Here is a 17,854-nt window from a genome sequence, read left to right as displayed (position 1 = left end):
GCGGTGGTTTGTTATGGCGTTGCTGGTCATACTCGGCTACTTCGGGTCCATGCTCATATCCCAAGGGCTCTATCTCTCCCACGTCTACCGGGATCAGCGCATGGCGACGGAACGCCTTGCGGAGGCACAGGCGGAGAATGACTGGCTGCAGGCGGAGAAACAGCATCTCGGCGAGCTTCCCTATATTGAAAAACTTGCGCGCGAGGAACTCGGCATGACCGGGGCGGGCGAACTTCCCTATGCCCCGGGGAAGCGCGGTTCCGGCAACTGATTTTCTTGACACGGCGCGTATTCGTTGAGTATAATGAGCGGGTAATCAATCACTGGGGGCGACCCCGCCGGTTTTGTATTGAAGGGAAGAAGTGTTTTGGCCATTGAAGTTGGCAGTGTGGTGGAAGGCGTCGTCACCGGCATTACGAATTTCGGCGCTTTCGTCGAACTCCCGGAAGGAAAAACGGGGCTCATTCACATTTCGGAAGTTGCCGATGTCTATGTGAACGACGTCCATGATTTCCTCAAGGAGCGCGATACGGTCAAGGTGAAGGTGCTCGCCGTGGACGATCGCGGCAAGATCGGTCTTTCTATCAAGGCACTTCAGGATAAGGTGCAGACGCCCGCACCGGCGACCGCCCCTCTGCGTCCGCCGCGTCCCCCGCGCGATATGCGCCGCACCGCGGCGTCGCGGCAGATGGGATCTCCTTCCTTTGAGGATAAACTCTCACGGTTCCTCAAGGACAGCGACGAGCGGCTGACGGATCTTCGCCGAAAGACCGACTCCAAGCGGGGCGGACGCGGTTCCCGCCGCAGCTGATCACAGGGAAGTGCCGAGAGCGGATTCTCTTTCGCGTCGCTTTGTTCGTTCGGTAGGAACGGCGGAGGTGCAAGCATCTATTGGAAGCCCACGATATTTTGGGCGATTGACGTGAAAATGGGCGAAGGGCACTCTGTGTGGAGTGCCCTTTCTTTGTTGGAGGCGGCCTGTGCGAAAAAAAGTCGAAAATGTGCTTCGTACGCACGGACTCTTTTCTCCGAATCGCGCGATTCTCACCGCCTGTTCGGGCGGTATAGATTCGCTCGTGCTGCTCGATGTGCTCATATGTCTGCGTCGAGCGGGCGGGCCGCGCATTGTCTGCGCCCACGTCGAGCACGGCATCCGGGGTGCGGAATCCCGTGCGGATGCGCGTTTTGTAGAAGAGTACTGCGCGGCGCGGCGGATCCCTTTTACATGTGCCGCGGTGGATGTGCCGGCTTATGCGCGAAAGCAGAGGTGCTCGACGGAGACGGCGGCACGCCTCTGCCGCTATGAATTCCTGCATCGGGCGCGCGGCACGCACGGGTGCGACTGCATTGCGACGGCACATCATGCGGACGATCTTGCCGAGACGGTTCTCATGCGTATTCTGCGGGGGACGGGGCCGTCGGGGCTCCGCGCGATGTCGGAGCGGGACGGCGTGCTCCTGCGCCCGCTGCTTGCCGCGACACGTGCAGATATCGTATCCTACGCCGCAGAGCGGGGACTGACACCGCGGCACGATGAGAGCAACGAACTGCTGGATGCGACGCGCAACCGTATCCGCCATGTCCTCCTGCCTGCCCTGCGTGCCGATTACAACCCATCGATCGGGGCGGCGCTCACGCGTCTCAGCGCACTGGCCCAAGAGGAGGATGATTTTCTCTCGGGGCTTGCCGCCGATGCTTTGGCACAGGCGGACAGTGCGGAGGGACTTTCACAGGCCGCGCTGCAGACGCTGCATCCTGCGCTGCAGCGTCGTGTTCTGCGCCTCTATTGGCGGCGCGAGACGGGGACGCTGCAGGACCTCTCGTATCTTCATGAGGAGTCCATGCGCGCTCTGATCACGGCGAAGGGTGCCGCGCGGCGCGATATGCCGCGCGGTTATACCGCACGCTGCCGCTATGGATATCTCGTCCTACGAACCGAACAGAGGAAGACCGATATACGCGAAGATACGGAAATTTTGCTTCCCATAGAACGCGAATATGCTATAATAGACTTTCAAGGTGCCGCAATTCGCATGCGGCACATATCCCGCGCAGATATGGACGAATATATGCGCTTATGCGGCGATACTGCGATCTTTCTAGATGCCGCGCAGATTTCTCCGTCGGTTTTGCGGACACGGCGCGCGGGAGATTATATGCGGCTCCCTATCGGACGCAAAAAACTCAAAAAGATATTAATCGACGATCACATACCGCGCGAGCAAAGAGACACGATGCCCCTGCTTGCCCGGCCGGGCGGCAGCGAGATCCTCTGGATGCCCGGCGGCCGGAAAAGCGCGGCGGTTTCCGTGACGGAGCGTACGAGAGATATTGTGATGATCGAATGTGTGAAGGAGACGACAGCCTGATGATGAGCGATGATATAGAGCGTATTTCCTTTTCCGAAGAACAGATTCGCACCCGTGTGCGGGAGCTTGGCGCACAAATTGCCGCGGATTACCGCGATACCGAGGAGACGGTTTACTGTGTGGGCATCTTGAAGGGGGCGGCAGTGTTCTTTACGGATCTTGTCCGCGCTATAGAGCACCCCATTTCCTTTGACTTCATGATCGTTTCGAGTTATGGGGATGCCGCGGTGTCAAGCGGGCAGGTTAAGATTTTAAAAGATCTTGATTTTTCGATTGAGAATAAGCATGTGATCATCGTGGAGGATATCATCGACTCCGGAACGACGATGCGCTATCTGCGTCAAATGCTCGAGGGGCGCTGTCCGAAAAGTATTAAGCTTTGCGCGTTCCTCTCGAAGCCCTCGCGCCGCGTTGCGCCCGTCGAGATCGATTATCTCGGCTACGAGGTGCCCGATGAGTTCCTCGTCGGATACGGTCTCGATTATGCGGAGAAATATCGAAATCTGCCCTATATCGGAGTGCTGAAGCACTCCGTTTACGAATAAAGCGGAGGAGACAGCAGTTGAATCAATCAGTTTTACGCAATCTTGCGTTCTATGCGCTGGTGTTTTTTGTCGTGTACACGATGGGCGACTATTTGTGGGGCGACCACCGCGCGCAGCAGCCGAGCACCGCGGTTGGATACAGCGATTTCACGGCAAAGGTGAATGCGGGCGACGTGGATAAGGTCGTCATCGTTCAGAACAACATCCGCGGCACGCTGAAGGATGGGACGGCCTTTACGACCATTGCTCCGGATGCGCCGAACAGCGACCGGGACCTTTATCAGCGGCTCTCGGATAAGGGAGTCAATATCTCCGCGGAGAACCCGCCCGAGCCGCCATGGTGGCAGGCGGTACTCAGTTCGCTCATCCCCATTGCGCTGCTGATCGGTTTTTGGTTCTTTATCATGCAGCAGTCGCAGATGGGCGGTGGACGCATGATGAACTTCGGCAAGTCGCGCGTGCGCCTGATGATCAGCGACAAGAAAAAGGTGACGTTCGCCGACGTTGCGGGCGCAGATGAGGCAAAACAGGAACTCGAGGAAGTTGTCGAGTTCCTCAAGACGCCCGATAAATTCAACGAACTCGGCGCGCGTATCCCCAAGGGGGTTCTGCTCTTCGGCCCTCCGGGCACGGGCAAGACCCTTCTCGCAAAGGCGGTTGCAGGCGAGGCGGGCGTGCAGTTCTTCACGATCAGCGGATCCGACTTCGTCGAGATGTTCGTCGGCGTCGGCGCCTCGCGTGTGCGCGATCTCTTCGAACAGGCGAAGAAGTCCGCCCCATGCATCGTCTTTATTGACGAGATTGATGCGGTCGGGCGTCAGCGCGGCACGGGACTCGGCGGCGGTCATGATGAACGCGAGCAGACACTCAATCAGCTGCTTGTGGAGATGGACGGCTTTGCGTCCAACGAGGGGATCATCATCATTGCGGCGACGAACCGCCCGGACGTCCTTGATCCCGCGCTCCTGCGCCCCGGCCGCTTCGACCGGCAGATCGTCGTGGATAAGCCCGATGTGCGCGGCCGTGAGGCAATTCTGAAGGTGCATACGAAAGGGAAACCCGTCGCCGACGATGTGGATCTGGACGTGCTGGCGCGCCGCACGCCGGGCTTTACGGGGGCGGATCTCAGCAATCTGGTCAACGAGGCGGCGCTGCTTGCCGCGCGCCGCAACAAAAAACAGATCCATATGGCGGAGACCGAGGAGGCCATCGAGCGCGTCATGGCGGGTCCCGAGCGCAAATCCCATGTCATGAACGATGAGGAGAAGCGCCTCACGGCCTATCACGAGGGCGGGCATACGCTCGTCGGCATGATGCTCGAGCATGCCGATCCCGTGCATAAGGTCACGATCATTCCGCGCGGACGCGCGGGCGGTTATATGCTCTCCCTGCCGAAGGAAGACCGCTCTTATAAAACACGATCCGAGCTGCTCGACCGCATCAAGGTTGCGCTCGGCGGCCGCGTTGCGGAGGAAGTCGTGCTCGGTGAAATCAGCACGGGCGCTTCGAGCGATATCCAGACAGCGACGCAGATCATCCGCAGCATGATTATGCAGTACGGCATGAGCGACACCATCGGTCCCATCGCTTACGGTGAGGAGAATCATCAAGTGTTCCTCGGCCGCGATTTCAACCGTGACCGCAATTATTCCGAGGACATCGCGGGACAGATTGACCGGGAGGTGCGCCGCTATATTGACGAAGCGTATCAGGCATGTCGGAAGATCATTGTGGAACACCGCGACAAACTCGATCTGATCGCGGAGGCCCTGCTCGAGCGAGAGACGCTGAATGCGGCGGAACTTGAGGAACTGATGAAGCAGGGGCGTATTGCCGATAAGAACGACAATGCGGATGAAGATGATGACGACGACGCGTCGTTCCTCATCCCCGTGGACGTCGTGATCGACGACAATACGCAGACGAGCGAGGAATCGGAACGCGCGGCAGAGGGGCGGCCCGTTCCCCTACCGACGGCGGAGCCAAAATTCAATCTGACCCAGTGGAATAAGTAACGCAGACAAGGTGTTGCTGCATGAATGAACATCATAGTGCAGCGGCGCCTTTTCTTTAGCAGGCTGCCGAATTTTACGATGAGTATGGGGAGATTGTCGTAAGTTTTCAATATTTGGCATAGAGAATGTGCTTTGAGGGAAACAGGGGCGTGTGCAGCAGGGGAGGTGTCGTTCGGATGAACCGCATCGATGAGATGGCGAAATTTCTCCTAGCGCATCGGGAGGAAATCTGGACGCGCCTTTCGTCGGAGAATACGGCAGAAGAAACGAGAAACCGCCTTGCTCCGGATGTGGATGCGCTTTTGATTGCGGCGTTCCTTGCCGGACGCGACGGTGCGCACGGCAGATCCGTGGAGTATTTTCTGTTATGGGACAGCCTCTGCGACACAGCGAATCTAGCGCGGTGCGTGCACTATTATCCGTTGATGCTGCCGTATGTGATCGCGCAAAAGGATTGGAAACTTGCACGGCATATCTTCTCGCTTTGCGATCGTAGACGTTCGGATGCGAATGAACAAATCCCCTTTTTTGAAGGGATAATGTATTTTTTGATCGGTGATCTCCTCGCTGCGCAAATTGCGTTTGATGAGGCGCTGCGCATTCACCCGATGCTGCGCGAAGCACAGGAAAATCGGATGGTCGTTATGCGTCGACGTGAGGAGGCCAAGGGTGTGGAACGCCTCCGGCAGACGATCGTGCGGAAGTTTGGCACAGAGAATATGGAAGCCCTCCATATGGAACCCTATGCCGATGCGCGCGCATATGACGGCAGCATATGGGACATACCGATTTTCATCAATGCACGCGACCGCCTGCACTGCCTACAGCAGTTGGTGGACTGGCTGCTGCGGGCGGGATATCGCCGCATCTATATTCTTGATAATGCCTCGACCTATCCGCCGCTGCTCCGCTACTATGAGGAGATTGACTGTCGGGAAGAGGTAAATGTCCTCTATTTGGGGGAGAATCTCGGCTATATGGCGCTGTGGTCCTCCGGTGTGCTGAATAGGTTATCCGTCAATACGCCGTTTGTCTATACGGATCCCGACGTCCTGCCTGCGGAGGACTGCCCGTATCATATCGTAGGAGACCTGCTGGATATCCTGCGTCGTTACCCTTTTTTGGAAAAAGCGGGGCTTGGACTTCGAACGGATGATATTACCTATTTTGATGCGGCGCAGAAAAGGACATGGGAAACTCAATTTTACCGATTCCCTTTGGAGGAAAATGTATATTTCGCATTTCTCGATACGACGTTTGCACTCTATCCGAATCAGCGCCATTACGGATATGTTGCGGCGAGAACGACAGGAACGCGCATGGTGCGGCATTTGCCGTGGTACTATGACTACGACCGTCTGCCGGAAGACGAGCGATACTATCTCGCACATTCCGACTTGCAGTCATCTTCCATTGAGAAAGATATTAAGTTACAGCATGAACTCGGAGAGGAGACAGCAGAAATGGGGCGTTTGGATGGAATCCTGGATGCGGTGGGGGACGCCGTGGATTACCTTAACACGGTGCTGCAGGAGGGCGGTACACTCACAGAGGAACCGCGAGATGTCTTGAAAAATCTAGCGGAAGCGATGGAGAGGCTCGGGGGGAATCTCGCGCAGGAGGAGGGCGTTCTCATCGAAAAGTGCCGCCGCTATGCGCTCAATACGGCATACTCTGCGCAGAAGGCGCTTGCGGCTGAGACGCCCGAGGCGGCCCGGAATCTTTTTGCGTTTGAAGTGCGGCCGCTTTTTTTGGATCTTTGCTATCAGCTCCATATGGAGTACAATGTGCTGCGCGACCCCGCGGCGCGCGCGGCTGATGTTGCGCATGTTCTTGAGGTCTTTGAGACGGCGCGGCAGCGTCCGCGCCGGACGGATTTCAAATACCGCGTCTCTATCATTGTGCCCGCATATAACAAGGTTGAGTTCTCGCGCTGCGCCATCGAGAGTCTCTTTCGCCATACGGACTTTTCGAGTGGCGACATCGAGCTGATTACCATCAACGACGGTTCGACGGATGGGACGGAAGAATATTTTAACAGCCTTCCGCATGAGAAAAAGATCAATCTTAAATATAATGTTTACAATCACCTCGGTTGGGGAATTGCCCGTCATATCGTCGAGGGCGCGTACGTCGTCTATTTTTCCAACGATGCCGTGGCAACGCCGCACTGGTTGGAGAACCTGCTCAAAGTGCATGAGACGCTGGACGATGTCTTTTGGGTTGTTCCGACCTGTAACGAGAACTGTATTTCAAACGGGCAGGGGGTTCCCGTCGATTACGAGAATACCTTCGAGGATATGGGGAAGATGGAGGCCTTTGCCGCGCGCAATAACCGGTCGAACCCGCTCCTGTGGGAAGAGCGCGCCGTGCTGATGCCCTTTGTCAGCGTCGTACCGAACCTCTTCGATGTGCCTGAGATTCGGGCGGACTATTCTTATACCATGTGCGATTTTGAAGACGACGATTTTTCTACAATCCTGCGCCGTACGGGATTCAAACAGATTCTTGCGAAGGATGCGTTCGTACACCATTTCGGCGGGGTAACGCTCAAGGATGTGCGCAGCCAATCGGCCAATTTTGCAAGTCTCGTTAAGATGCGTCCCGTTTTTCGTGAAAAATGGAAGGTCGACCCGTGGCAGTCTCGCGCTCATATGCCGCGTCTTCCGGAGGCGCTTGCCGCGCAGACATATCCGGATGAACAGGTGCGTGCACTTGTGATTGAACCGATGTTCGGCGAAGGGCTTTTAGCTATACGCAATTTCTTTCACCGAGCGCAGAAGAACGTGACCGTTGACGCTGTCGTTGCGGATGAGCGGTATCTTTCGGACAGCAAATATATGGCGGATCATGTTTATGTTATGCCGCAGCTTGACGATATGGAAGCATATGTCGAAGAAAAATACGATATCATCGTCATGGGAGCGCCGCTGAACGATCTTCTGGTACGCCGGATCGTTCCATTCTTCCAAGTGTGTCGGCGTATGCTGCGCCCTAGGGGATTTATCCGATGCGGTATCATCAATTACAGCAGCTTTGAGAATATCTTGTCTAGGATGCCAAACAATATACCTCCTCTTGTCTATGACATTGTCCCCACAGCGGACGGATACCGCGCATTTTTTATCGACGATACCGTCAGCATGCTCCAAAAGGAACTCGGCGCGGCGGAGATTAATCTACAGTATGTTGTCTGCGGACATCTTTTTTCCGGCGTGGAGAAATTCGAGGAATTGGCAGCGCTGCTGACGGGATGCACCGAGATGCAGCGGCGTGTGCTCAACAGGCTCTTGTGCGGGGATCTTGTCATTCTGCAGATATCGTAGAAAACGACACGGCGGAGGTGTTATCCGACGCATAGCAGCGGCTTACAGCAAAGATTGGGAGGAAATATCTTGCCAAAATTAAGCATCATTATTCCCGTTTATCGGATGAATCTGACCTTGCAACAGTGCTTGGCATCGATTCGCCGGACCGTGCGCATTCCTTATGAGGTCATTGTTGTGGATGACGGGGCGCCGGACGGGGAGGAGGCCCTGTTCGATGCGCATGCCACGGATGATATGCGGCTGCTGCGGGCAACGGAACACCGAGGAATGGCACATGCGTTGAGCGTGGGCCTGCAAGCGGCGGAGGGCGATGTTATGCTCTTTCTCCATGCGGACGTGATGCTTGCGCCGCATACGGTGGAAGATATGCTGGATGTACTTATCACGCGCCCCGAGATCGGCGCCGTGAGCGCGGTCGCTATGAGGATGCATGAACATCGGCGCTTCTGCCCGCAGCCGAGTTATTCGGGATGGGAGAATTTTGCCGCAGCGGCGGAGCAGATGCGGGCGGCCGGGCATGCTCCGCATCCGACGCTCTATTTGGAACTGTTCTGCTTGATGACGCGTCGGGATGTGGTTATGGCGGCAGGGCTTCCCGATGAGGACTATCGGACGCCCTGCGTTACGGCGATCGACTACACGCTGCGTATGACACGGGCGGGGGTATCGGCTGGCAATCCTGCCGTCCGTATATGTGCATCATCAAGAGAGCGTTCATGCGCACGAGCCCGAGATATATAATAAGGAAATCTTGGCGGAAGGCGCGTTGTTTCAGAAAAAATGGGGGCTGAGTCTCAGTTATTCTTTCTGCGCAAGGTCTGACCTTTTTCCCATGATGGATCTATCGGTGCCGGGAATTCGTATCCTAGAAGTCGGCTGTGCCTGCGGAGCAACACTCATAGAAATCGGCGCGCAAAACCCTACGGCAAAACTCTACGGCGTGGAATTAAATGAAAAGGCCGCTGCGATTGCGCAGACTTATGCCAAAGTGATTGCGATGGACGTGGAGCATGTGGAGGCAGATGAAATACCGGAGCGCTTTGATTACATCGTGATGGGCGATGTGATCGAGCATCTGCTGGATCCGTGGAAGGCGCTTGCCAATATGCGGCATCTGCTGGCGCCCGGCGGATGTGTCGTTGCGAGCATTCCGAACGTTGCGCATATCTCCAACCTGTATAATCTGCTGCGCGGACTGTGGGAATATCAGGATGCCGGTCTTTTAGATCGGACACATTTCAGGTTTTTTACACAGAGAGAAATTGTCGTTATGTTTCAAAAAGCGGGATTTGAGATTGAAGACATGCGGCCGCGTCAATTTGAGGTGCCGGCGCCGATCGCTGAACTTCGAAATGAACTGCTTTCGCTTCGCTCCATCACGGTGCGCAGGGAGGATTTAGATACCTTACAATGGCTTGTTCGCGCAGGGCGAAAATAGCGCCGCATAATTTTTGTGGCATGAAGTCGTTATCTGCTGTATAATGGGGCGGATAACGGCTTTTGTTTGGGAGGCATGGTATGCGGAGCGATGTGCTGGAACTCCTGCGCGAGGCGGGAGGCTATATATCGGGCGAGAAGATGGCGGCGCGCCTCGGTGTGACGCGGGCCGCGGTATGGAAGAAGATTGCGGCGCTCAGAGAGCAAGGGTATGAGATTGCAAGCGCGCCGCGCAGCGGCTATGCGCTGCGGTCGGCGCCGGATCGGCTGATCGAGGCGGAAATTACGAAGGGCCTCGACACGGTCCTCGTTGGACGGCATATCGTCTGTCACGGCGCCGTGGATTCGACCAATCTCATCGCCAAGGACCTTGCCCATGCGGGGGCGGAGGATGGAACCGTTGTCGTCGCGGAGAGTCAGGGAACGGGGCGCGGGCGTCTCGAGCGCCGGTTCTTCTCGCCGCCCGGCAAGGGCATCTGGGTGAGTATTTTGCTCCGCCCGTCCTTTCTCCCGCAGGAGGCGCCGAAGTGTACGCTGATGGCGGCGGTCGCGGTGGCGCGTGCGATGGAGAAGTTTAGCCTGCGCGCCGAGATTAAATGGCCGAACGATATCCTCCACGACGGGAAAAAGCTGGTCGGCATCCTCACGGAGATGAGCGCCGAGATGGACCGCGTGAACTACGTTGTCATCGGTATCGGCATCAATGTGAACATTGCCGCGGAGGACTTCCCCGAGGAGCTGCGCGATATCGCAACGTCCCTCATGCAGATGAAGGGGGAACCGCTCCCGCGCGTGGCGTTCCTGCAGGAACTGCTGCGCGCAATAGACGCGCTCTATGCCGAGGTGCAGCGGGAGGGCTTTGCCCCTGTGCTCGCGGCATGGCGGACATATGCGGTGACGCTCGGCAGACCCGTGCGCGTGATCGGCACGGCGGGCGATCATTTTGACGGTGTGGCGGCGGATATCGACGAGGAGGGGGCGCTCCTCATCGATACGCCGTCGGGGAGAAAGCGTGTGTTGGCGGGGGATGTCTCCATCCGCCCGAAGAAGTAATCGTACGGAGGAGAAGAGCTTGCTACTGGTACTGGATATCGGCAACAGCAACATTGTGATGGGCGCTTACGACGGCAGAAAACTGCTGCGGCACTGGCGCATTTCAACCGATCGGCAGAAGACGGTCGACGAGTACGGCATACTCATCAACGAACTCTTTCACTATCAAAATATCCGTATGGAGGACATTGAGGCGATCATCATCTCGTCGGTTGTGCCGCCGCTCATTGTGCCGCTGCGCAAGATGTGCGCGCGCTATTTCCACATCCGCCCGCTGATCGTCGGTCCCGGCATCCGCACCGGTATTCGCCTGAACTATGAGAACCCGCGCGCCATCGGCGCCGACCGCATCGTAAACGTGGTGGGGGCGCACGAGCAATACGGCGGGCCGCTCATCGTCATCGATATCGGAACGGCGACGACGTTCGACGTCGTTGCGGAGAATGGGGACTTTATGGGCGGCGTGATTGCGCCGGGGCTGGGACTCAGTGCGGAGGCGCTCTTCCAGCGTGCGGCACAGCTCCCTCGCATCGAACTTGTGACGCCGAAGACCGTCGTCTGCCGCAGTACGATACAGGGCATGCAGGCGGGCATCATCTACGGCTACGTCGGACAGATTGACGAGATTGTGCGGCGCATCAAGGAAGAGACAGGGCAGGAGATGAAGGTCGTCGCGACGGGCGGGTTCGCCCGCATGGTCGCAAAGGAATCCAAGACCATCGACAAGGTGGACCACTTCCTCACACTCACGGGGCTGCGCGTGCTCTATGAGAGAAATCAGTCGTGAACCCGCTGAAACTCGGCAGTTTTATCTTTCCTGATCCCGTGTTTCTCGCGCCGATGGCAGGCGTCACGGACACGGCGTACCGCATCATTGCGCGCTCTATGGGATGCCCGCTTGCCTTCGCGGAGATGGTGAGCAGTCAGGGCATCCATTACCGCAACGAGCATACACTCCGCATGCTGCGCTCCGAACCCGCGGAACGTCCGCTTGCGATGCAGATCTTCGCGAAGTCGCCGGCGATGGCCGCCGAGGCGGCTGCGTATATCGAGGAACTTGGCACGGCGGACATTCTCGACTTCAATATGGGCTGCCCCGCGCCGAAGGTCGTTAAAAACAGCGAGGGCTCGGCACTCATGCGAGAGCCGAAGAAAGCGGCGGAGATATTAACGGCGATTCGCCGCGCGACCAAGCTGCCCTTCACTGTGAAAATGCGGCTCGGCTGGGACGACGCTTCGCGCAATGCCTCCGAGATGGCGCGCATTGCGGAGGCGGCGGGCGTCGATGCCGTCGCCGTGCACGGACGGACACGGGAACAATTCTACAGCGGCAATGTGGACTATGCCGCCATTGCCGAGGTCAAGCGCGCCGTGCGGATTCCCGTCATTGTGAGCGGCGACATCCGCCGCCCCGCAGACCTCAAACGTGCGCTTGAGATTACGGGCGCGGACGGCGTCATGATTGGGCGCGGCGCGCAGGGGAACCCGTGGGTATTTCCGCAGCTCATTCACTGGCTCCGCACGGGAGAGGAACTTCCGCTGCCGACGCCGGCGCAGCGTGCGGCCGTTCTCCTGCGGCATCTCGATCTCCTCATTTCCCACAAGGGGGATTATATCGGCATCCGCGAGATGCGCAAACACGCCGCATGGTACACGCGCGGCCTGCCGGGCAGCGCGGAGCTGCGCGAGCGGTTCAACCGCGCGGGCACGCGGGACGAATTTGTTCAAATCCTGCAGGACGCGGGATATATGTAGGAGCGCTTCATATAGCGTTCCGGCACAATAGAAAGGTTCTGTCATGAACGATACCAAAGAACAGTCCGTGTGGCTGAAGTATACGGACGAGGACCGTGCGGCGGTGGACAGCCTCGCGCAAGGGTACATTGATTTCCTCTCGGATTGTAAGACGGAGCGCGAGAGCGTCGCAGAGGCGGTGCGTCGTGCGAAGAAATGCGGCTACCGCGATCTCGCGGACGTTATTGCCCGCGGAGAGAAGCTGAAGGCGGGAGACAAGGTGTACGCCGTCAATATGAAAAAGGCGATTGTTCTCTTTCATATCGGCACAGCGCCGCTTGAAGAAGGCATGAACATCCTCGGCGCGCACATCGACACCTGCCGCCTCGACGTCAAACAGAACCCGCTCTATGAGGACGGTGGGCTCGCGTATTTCGACACACATTATTACGGCGGCATCAAGAAGTACCAGTGGGTGACGATTCCCCTGGCGCTGCATGGCGTCGTTGTGAAAAAGGACGGCACGGTCGTTGAGATTGTGCTGGGAGAAAAGGACGGCGACCCCGTTTTCTGCGTGACCGATCTCCTCATCCACCTCTCGCAGGAGCAGCTTGAAAAGAAGGCGGCAAAGGTCATCGAGGGGGAGAAACTTGACATCCTCATCGGCAGCGTACCGCTCAAAAAGGACGACAAGGAGTCCGTAAAGGACGGCATTCTCGATCTGCTGGGGAAACATTACGGCATCGCTGCGGAGGACTTCCGGTCGGCGGAGCTGACGCTTGTCCCCGCGGGGCGTGCGCGCGAGCTCGGCTTCGACCGCAGCCTCGTGCTCGGCTACGGGCAGGACGACCGCGTCTGCTCCTATACCGCGCTCTGTGCCATGCTTGAGACGGCGCAGCCGCGCCGCACGGCGTGTACGCTCCTCGTGGATAAGGAGGAGATCGGCAGCGTCGGCGCGACGGGGATGCAGTCGCGGTTCTTTGAGAATATGGTTGCCGAAGTTTTGTCGGCGTGCGGGCAGTACGGCGATCTCGCCATACGCCGCACGCTTGCGCGTTCAAAGATGCTCTCTTCAGATGTGTCGAGCGCATACGACGGACTCTATGCCGATGCGTTTGAGAAGAAAAACGTCGCCTACCTCGGCCGCGGCATGGTGTTCAACAAGTTCACGGGCGCGCGCGGCAAATCCGGTTCGAGCGACGCGAGCGCGGAGTATCTCGGCGAACTGCGCCGCATGATGGACGACGCGGGCGTCAGCTATCAGCTCGCCGAACTCGGGCGCGTCGACCTCGGGGGCGGCGGCACGATTGCCTACATCATGGCGAACTACGGCATGAACGTCATCGACAATGGCGTTGCGGTCATGAGTATGCATGCGCCGTGGGAAGTGACGAGCAAGGCGGATATCTATGAAATGAAGAAAGGATACGATGTGTTCTTAAAAGGGTGACGCAGGATTTTGGTGCATCGCTGCGTCATGTCGCCCTTCACTGCGGTCGGCGTAGACTTTCAACGTTTCCATGAAAGAGCTGTCTGCCGCAGGACGCCGTATCAATAACAATTATAGAAAATAACCGTGCATTGTGCTAGAATAATGCACGGTTTTATATTGCGCTTGGCGGAAGGAGTATTGCTATGGTTTCGGAGGAGATGTACCGGCTTGGGACAAAGAAGTCTACGATTCGGGCGATTTTTGAATATGGACGGCGGCGTGCGGCTGAGGTCGGCGCAGAGAATGTTTTCGATTTCAGCCTCGGCAATCCGAATGTGCCCGCGCCGGAGTTTATTCGTGATGCGGCGGTCGATATTCTGATGCACAGCGCCCCGCCGGAGGTACACGGCTATACGATTGCGCCGGGGAAACCGGAGGTGCGCGAGACGATCGCGGCGGATATGTCCAAGCGTTTCGATATGCGCGTCACGGGGAAAAATCTCTTCATGACTGCGGGCGCGGCGGCCTCCGTGACGATTACGCTCAAGGCGCTTTGCGAGGCGGGGGATGAGTTCGTCGCATTTGCGCCGTTCTTCCCGGAGTACCGCGTGTTCGTGGAGGCGGTTGGCGGACGCTTTGTCGCCGTTCCGGCGAAGACCGACGATTTTCAGATTGACGTTGACGCATTCGAGCATGCGCTCACGCCGCAGACCAAGGCGGTGATTGTCAATTCGCCGAATAATCCGAGCGGCGCGGTCTACAGTGCACAGACGATTACGCGCCTCGCGCATCTTCTGCGCGCAAAGGAAGAGGCGTATGGACATCCGATCTTCATCATCGCGGACGAGCCCTACCGCGAGCTCGTTTACGGTGAGCTGACTGTACCGTGCATTCCAAATTTCTACGACAATACGATCGTCTGTTATTCGTACAGCAAGTCGCTCTCTCTACCCGGAGAGCGCATCGGTTACATTGCGGTGCCCGATGCGGTCGCGGATTTTGACCGCGTCTATGGGGCAGTCGCGGGCGCGGCGCGCGTACTGACCCACGTCAACGCGCCGTCGCTTTGGCAGCTTGTCGCGGCGCGCTGTGCGGGGCTGACGGCCGACCTCTCGACGTATCGGACGAACGCGCGTCTGCTCTATGAGGGGCTGACGGCGGCGGGGTTCGACTGCATGCGGCCGCAGGGGGCGTTCTACCTCTTTCCAAAGGCGCTGGAGCCGGATGATTATGCCTTCTGTGAACGCGCTAAGGGCTATGACCTCCTGCTTGTGCCGGGGACGGACTTCGGATGCCCGGGCTACTTCCGCGCGGCGTATTGTGTGGGTACGGAACTCATTCGCCGCGCGCTGCCGCGTTTCCAAAAACTAGCAGAATCGTATCGATAAAATACATGAATGAACTTCATATATAAGTCCTTCATTAAAACCTGTATTGACAATCAGTCTCCACGGGACTATACTTAAATCTGATTTTGATACCGTATCCTAATATCGTCGATATCCATACTAAACGTATGCGGAGCGTTCGTATATGGTGCAAGGAAGGTGTTCTTTTTGACCAGCGCAGAGTTCTTTGAAAAAGGCGGCCCAATGATGTATTTGCTGCTTCTGTGTTCTCTCACAGTTGCGGCGATCGCAATCGACCGTTTCTTGCTTTATCGTCGTGCTTCGCAGGGAGGGCGGGCTCTCGAGGCAGACGTTTCGAAATCGCTGCGCGCCAAAAAGATAAACGAACTTGCGCCCGCGGTTGAGGGACAGGACAATATGGTCGCCTATCTTGTGAAGACGGCGCTCGATGCGCGTGCGGCGGGCGAAAATATTTCGATGGCGCTGGATGCGGCCTATGGTGAGGCGGCGATGCTCCTGCGCGCGCGTCTTAACTATCTTTCGATGATCGTTACGATGGCACCGCTGATGGGGCTGCTCGGAACGATCTCCGGCATGATCCAGTCGTTCAGCATCTTCAACCTGCAGGCGGGGCAGCCGATGGCGATTACGGGCGGCATCGGAGAGGCCCTGATTGCAACCGCGACGGGGCTTTTTGTCGCGATCTTCTCCCTTGTCGTGCACACCTACTTTGCACAGCGCATGGATACGATGCTGACCTTACTTGAAAAGACGATAAATACGCTGCAGGCCGGATTTGCCGTGATAGACGGAGGCAGCCGTCATGCGCCGTAATTTTCATGAGGTGCGCGAGCCGCTTGTCATGATTATCCCGATGATCGACATCATGCTGTTCCTGCTCGTGTTCTTCATGCTGAGTACGATGTATATGGTGAATACGAGCACGGTGCAGGTGAACCTCCCGCAGGCGGCGACCGCGCAGCAGGACACGCGCCCTCACATCGTTTCGATTACGGTGACGGAGGACGGAAAGATCCTCTTCGACCGCGACGATGAGCCGACGCGGGAGCTCTCGGCGAAGGTCAAGACCCAGCTCGAGGCGGATCCCGACACGGTTTTTGTCGTGCGCGGAGACAAGAAAGCGGACTATCAGTATGTCGTCTCCGTGTTCGATGTCCTCAAGGAAGCGGGGACGCGTCATGTGTCCATCGCCACGGAGACGGGAGGGGTCTGAGTGCACTACCGGACACATTGGCGGCTTGCCTTTGTTCTCGCATTCTTTTTCCATCTCGTGGTGTGGCTTGTACTTACGCTCATCATTCCTCAGATATTCAAGATGATGGAGCCGCCGCCGCAGGAAGACCCGATGGAGTGGGTCGATATTGCGGACGATATCGGCGATCCGCAGGAAGAACAGCAGGAGCAGCAGCCCGAACCGCCGCCTCCGCCCCCGCCGCCCGCCCCGGAGCAGGCGGCGGAAGAACCCGCCGTCGTTGAAGCAGAGCTGCCTGAAGAAGCGACGACGGAACTCCTCAAAGAAGCAGAGGAGATGAAAGACGAGCCGAAAGACAATGTTATTCACTCGTCTAACAACGGGCAGCAGATGGGGCAGCCGGGCAAGATACTGCTCGCCGTGCAGCCGCCGAAAGGCGGTCTCCCCTATAAGGGGCGCATTACCGTCTCCGCACATGTCGGGAAAGACGGGAGCGTCATGTCGACGAAGATTATGGTATCCTCGGGCAATACCCTCTATGATAATTTTGCGCGCGGATTGGTGCAGTCGAAGTGGAAATTTCAGCCGGCAACCGACACGAAGGGGGAGCCGATGGAATCCAATATCATGTGCACACTGGCGTTCAACGTGCCGGTAAAGCGTCAGATGCATTAACCAAAGATGCGGCGAGGAGATTGTTTTATGAAACGCTATATTGTAACGACTCTATTAACCGTACTCCTCGGTATGGGGGCTTTGATGCCGCAGGCAAATGCCGCAGAGGAAGACAATAAACCTGCGCAGGGACCGCAGGTTGTTCAGAGGGCGCCGCTCTATAACTTAGGCATCGAAGGGCGCGTCTATGTGAATATGTACGTTGACGCGGAGGGAAAGGTAGCATCCGCACAGATTCTTCAATCTTCGGGGTACCCACTCCTCGACGCCTATATGCTGGCGTATTTTCATGCCGGAAACGTGACCTTTGCTCCGGCGCTCGATGCGGCGGGGAAGCCGGTGCCCTGTAACGTCCGCCAGATGTATTCTTTTTCTAAAGGGGAAGAAATGAAGGCGGCGCCTGCGGAGGCAGTGAAACAGGTCCAACCGAAGACAAAAAAATATCCGGACGTTAAAACCCAGACGGTTGTTTCCGCGGCGCTTGACGATACGGGTAAAGTGCAGGAGACAAAAATCCTCGTCTCTTCGGGCAATCAGGAATACGATACGGCGGCTGCCGAACTTGTGCAAAAAAAATGGAAATTTTCCCCCGCGCACGACGCGGAGGGCAAAGCTGTCGCAAGCGGAACCGCCTGCGTGATCTATTTCGGCTATCTGCCCGATCCGCCCGACGCACAGACAAGCAAGAAAGAAGGTTGATCAC

General features: G+C 57.3%; 17 protein-coding genes. All 17 read left to right on the top strand.

The window, feature by feature from the left end; translation table 11 throughout:
• Positions 1–13: 13 nt before the first annotated feature.
• The 17 genes from HMPREF9161_RS02880 (at position 14) to HMPREF9161_RS02805 (ending at position 17,850) form a co-directional block, all read left to right on the top strand.
• Positions 14–271, top strand: coding sequence for a septum formation initiator family protein (locus HMPREF9161_RS02880; RefSeq protein WP_009728180.1), 258 nt, complete (start codon positions 14–16; stop codon positions 269–271).
• A 96-nt stretch (positions 272–367) separates the two neighbouring features.
• Positions 368–811, top strand: coding sequence for a S1 domain-containing RNA-binding protein (locus HMPREF9161_RS02875; RefSeq protein WP_009728179.1), 444 nt, complete (start codon positions 368–370; stop codon positions 809–811).
• 169 nt (positions 812–980) lie between these two features.
• Positions 981–2,369, top strand: a complete 1,389-nt coding sequence (gene tilS, locus HMPREF9161_RS02870; RefSeq protein ID WP_009728178.1) for a tRNA lysidine(34) synthetase TilS — start codon at positions 981–983, stop codon at positions 2,367–2,369.
• Complete coding sequence (gene hpt / locus HMPREF9161_RS02865) at positions 2,369–2,914, top strand: hypoxanthine phosphoribosyltransferase (RefSeq protein WP_009728177.1); 546 nt, start codon at positions 2,369–2,371, stop codon at positions 2,912–2,914. Before tilS ends, hpt begins: the two co-directional genes overlap by 1 nt.
• A 17-nt stretch (positions 2,915–2,931) precedes the next feature.
• Positions 2,932–4,929 (top strand): ATP-dependent zinc metalloprotease FtsH, encoded by a 1,998-nt coding sequence (gene ftsH / locus HMPREF9161_RS02860; protein ID WP_009728176.1) that lies wholly within the window; start codon positions 2,932–2,934, stop codon positions 4,927–4,929.
• Positions 4,930–5,105: 176 nt separating this feature from the next.
• On the top strand, positions 5,106–8,255 hold the full coding sequence (locus HMPREF9161_RS10030) for a glycosyltransferase family 2 protein (RefSeq protein WP_009728175.1): 3,150 nt from the start codon (positions 5,106–5,108) through the stop codon (positions 8,253–8,255).
• Positions 8,256–8,324: 69 nt separating this feature from the next.
• Positions 8,325–8,999 (top strand): glycosyltransferase family 2 protein, encoded by a 675-nt coding sequence (locus HMPREF9161_RS10180; RefSeq protein WP_009728174.1) that lies wholly within the window; start codon positions 8,325–8,327, stop codon positions 8,997–8,999.
• A gap of 10 nt (positions 9,000–9,009) precedes the next feature.
• Positions 9,010–9,696 carry a class I SAM-dependent methyltransferase gene (locus HMPREF9161_RS10175; RefSeq protein WP_366928470.1) on the top strand — a complete coding sequence of 229 codons (687 nt, stop codon included), beginning with the start codon at positions 9,010–9,012 and terminating at the stop codon, positions 9,694–9,696.
• Between the two features lie 80 nt (positions 9,697–9,776).
• Positions 9,777–10,748 (top strand): biotin--[acetyl-CoA-carboxylase] ligase, encoded by a 972-nt coding sequence (locus HMPREF9161_RS02845; RefSeq protein ID WP_009728172.1) that lies wholly within the window; start codon positions 9,777–9,779, stop codon positions 10,746–10,748.
• Positions 10,749–10,767: 19 nt separating this feature from the next.
• Positions 10,768–11,535 (top strand): type III pantothenate kinase, encoded by a 768-nt coding sequence (locus HMPREF9161_RS02840; protein WP_009728171.1) that lies wholly within the window; start codon positions 10,768–10,770, stop codon positions 11,533–11,535.
• Positions 11,532–12,503: a tRNA dihydrouridine synthase DusB gene (gene dusB, locus HMPREF9161_RS02835; protein WP_009728170.1), complete on the top strand. Its 972-nt coding sequence runs from the start codon at positions 11,532–11,534 to the stop codon at positions 12,501–12,503. The genes HMPREF9161_RS02840 and dusB overlap by 4 nt, the downstream gene beginning before the upstream one ends.
• Before the next feature lie 43 nt (positions 12,504–12,546).
• On the top strand, positions 12,547–13,932 hold the full coding sequence (locus HMPREF9161_RS02830) for an aminopeptidase (protein ID WP_009728169.1): 1,386 nt from the start codon (positions 12,547–12,549) through the stop codon (positions 13,930–13,932).
• Between the two features lie 185 nt (positions 13,933–14,117).
• Positions 14,118–15,302 (top strand): pyridoxal phosphate-dependent aminotransferase, encoded by a 1,185-nt coding sequence (locus HMPREF9161_RS02825; RefSeq protein ID WP_009728168.1) that lies wholly within the window; start codon positions 14,118–14,120, stop codon positions 15,300–15,302.
• A 207-nt stretch (positions 15,303–15,509) separates the two neighbouring features.
• Entirely contained in the window at positions 15,510–16,097 is a 588-nt protein-coding gene (locus HMPREF9161_RS02820; RefSeq protein ID WP_009728167.1) for a MotA/TolQ/ExbB proton channel family protein, read from the top strand.
• Positions 16,087–16,497, top strand: a complete 411-nt coding sequence (locus HMPREF9161_RS02815; RefSeq protein WP_009728166.1) for a biopolymer transporter ExbD — start codon at positions 16,087–16,089, stop codon at positions 16,495–16,497. The genes HMPREF9161_RS02820 and HMPREF9161_RS02815 overlap by 11 nt, the downstream gene beginning before the upstream one ends.
• Positions 16,498–17,151, top strand: a complete 654-nt coding sequence (locus HMPREF9161_RS02810) for an energy transducer TonB (RefSeq protein WP_009728165.1) — start codon at positions 16,498–16,500, stop codon at positions 17,149–17,151.
• 27 nt (positions 17,152–17,178) lie between these two features.
• The gene (locus HMPREF9161_RS02805; RefSeq protein WP_009728164.1) at positions 17,179–17,850 is read left to right on the top strand and encodes a TonB family protein; all 672 of its coding nucleotides are present in this window, start codon (positions 17,179–17,181) and stop codon (positions 17,848–17,850) included.
• The last annotated feature ends 4 nt before the right edge of the window (positions 17,851–17,854 follow it).

Origin of the sequence: Selenomonas sp. F0473, from assembly GCF_000315545.1 — a bacterium.
Lineage (GTDB): Bacteria > Bacillota > Negativicutes > Selenomonadales > Selenomonadaceae > Centipeda.
The sequence above is the reverse complement of the archived record's forward strand: the minus strand, read 5'-3'. Positions and strand labels throughout refer to the sequence as shown.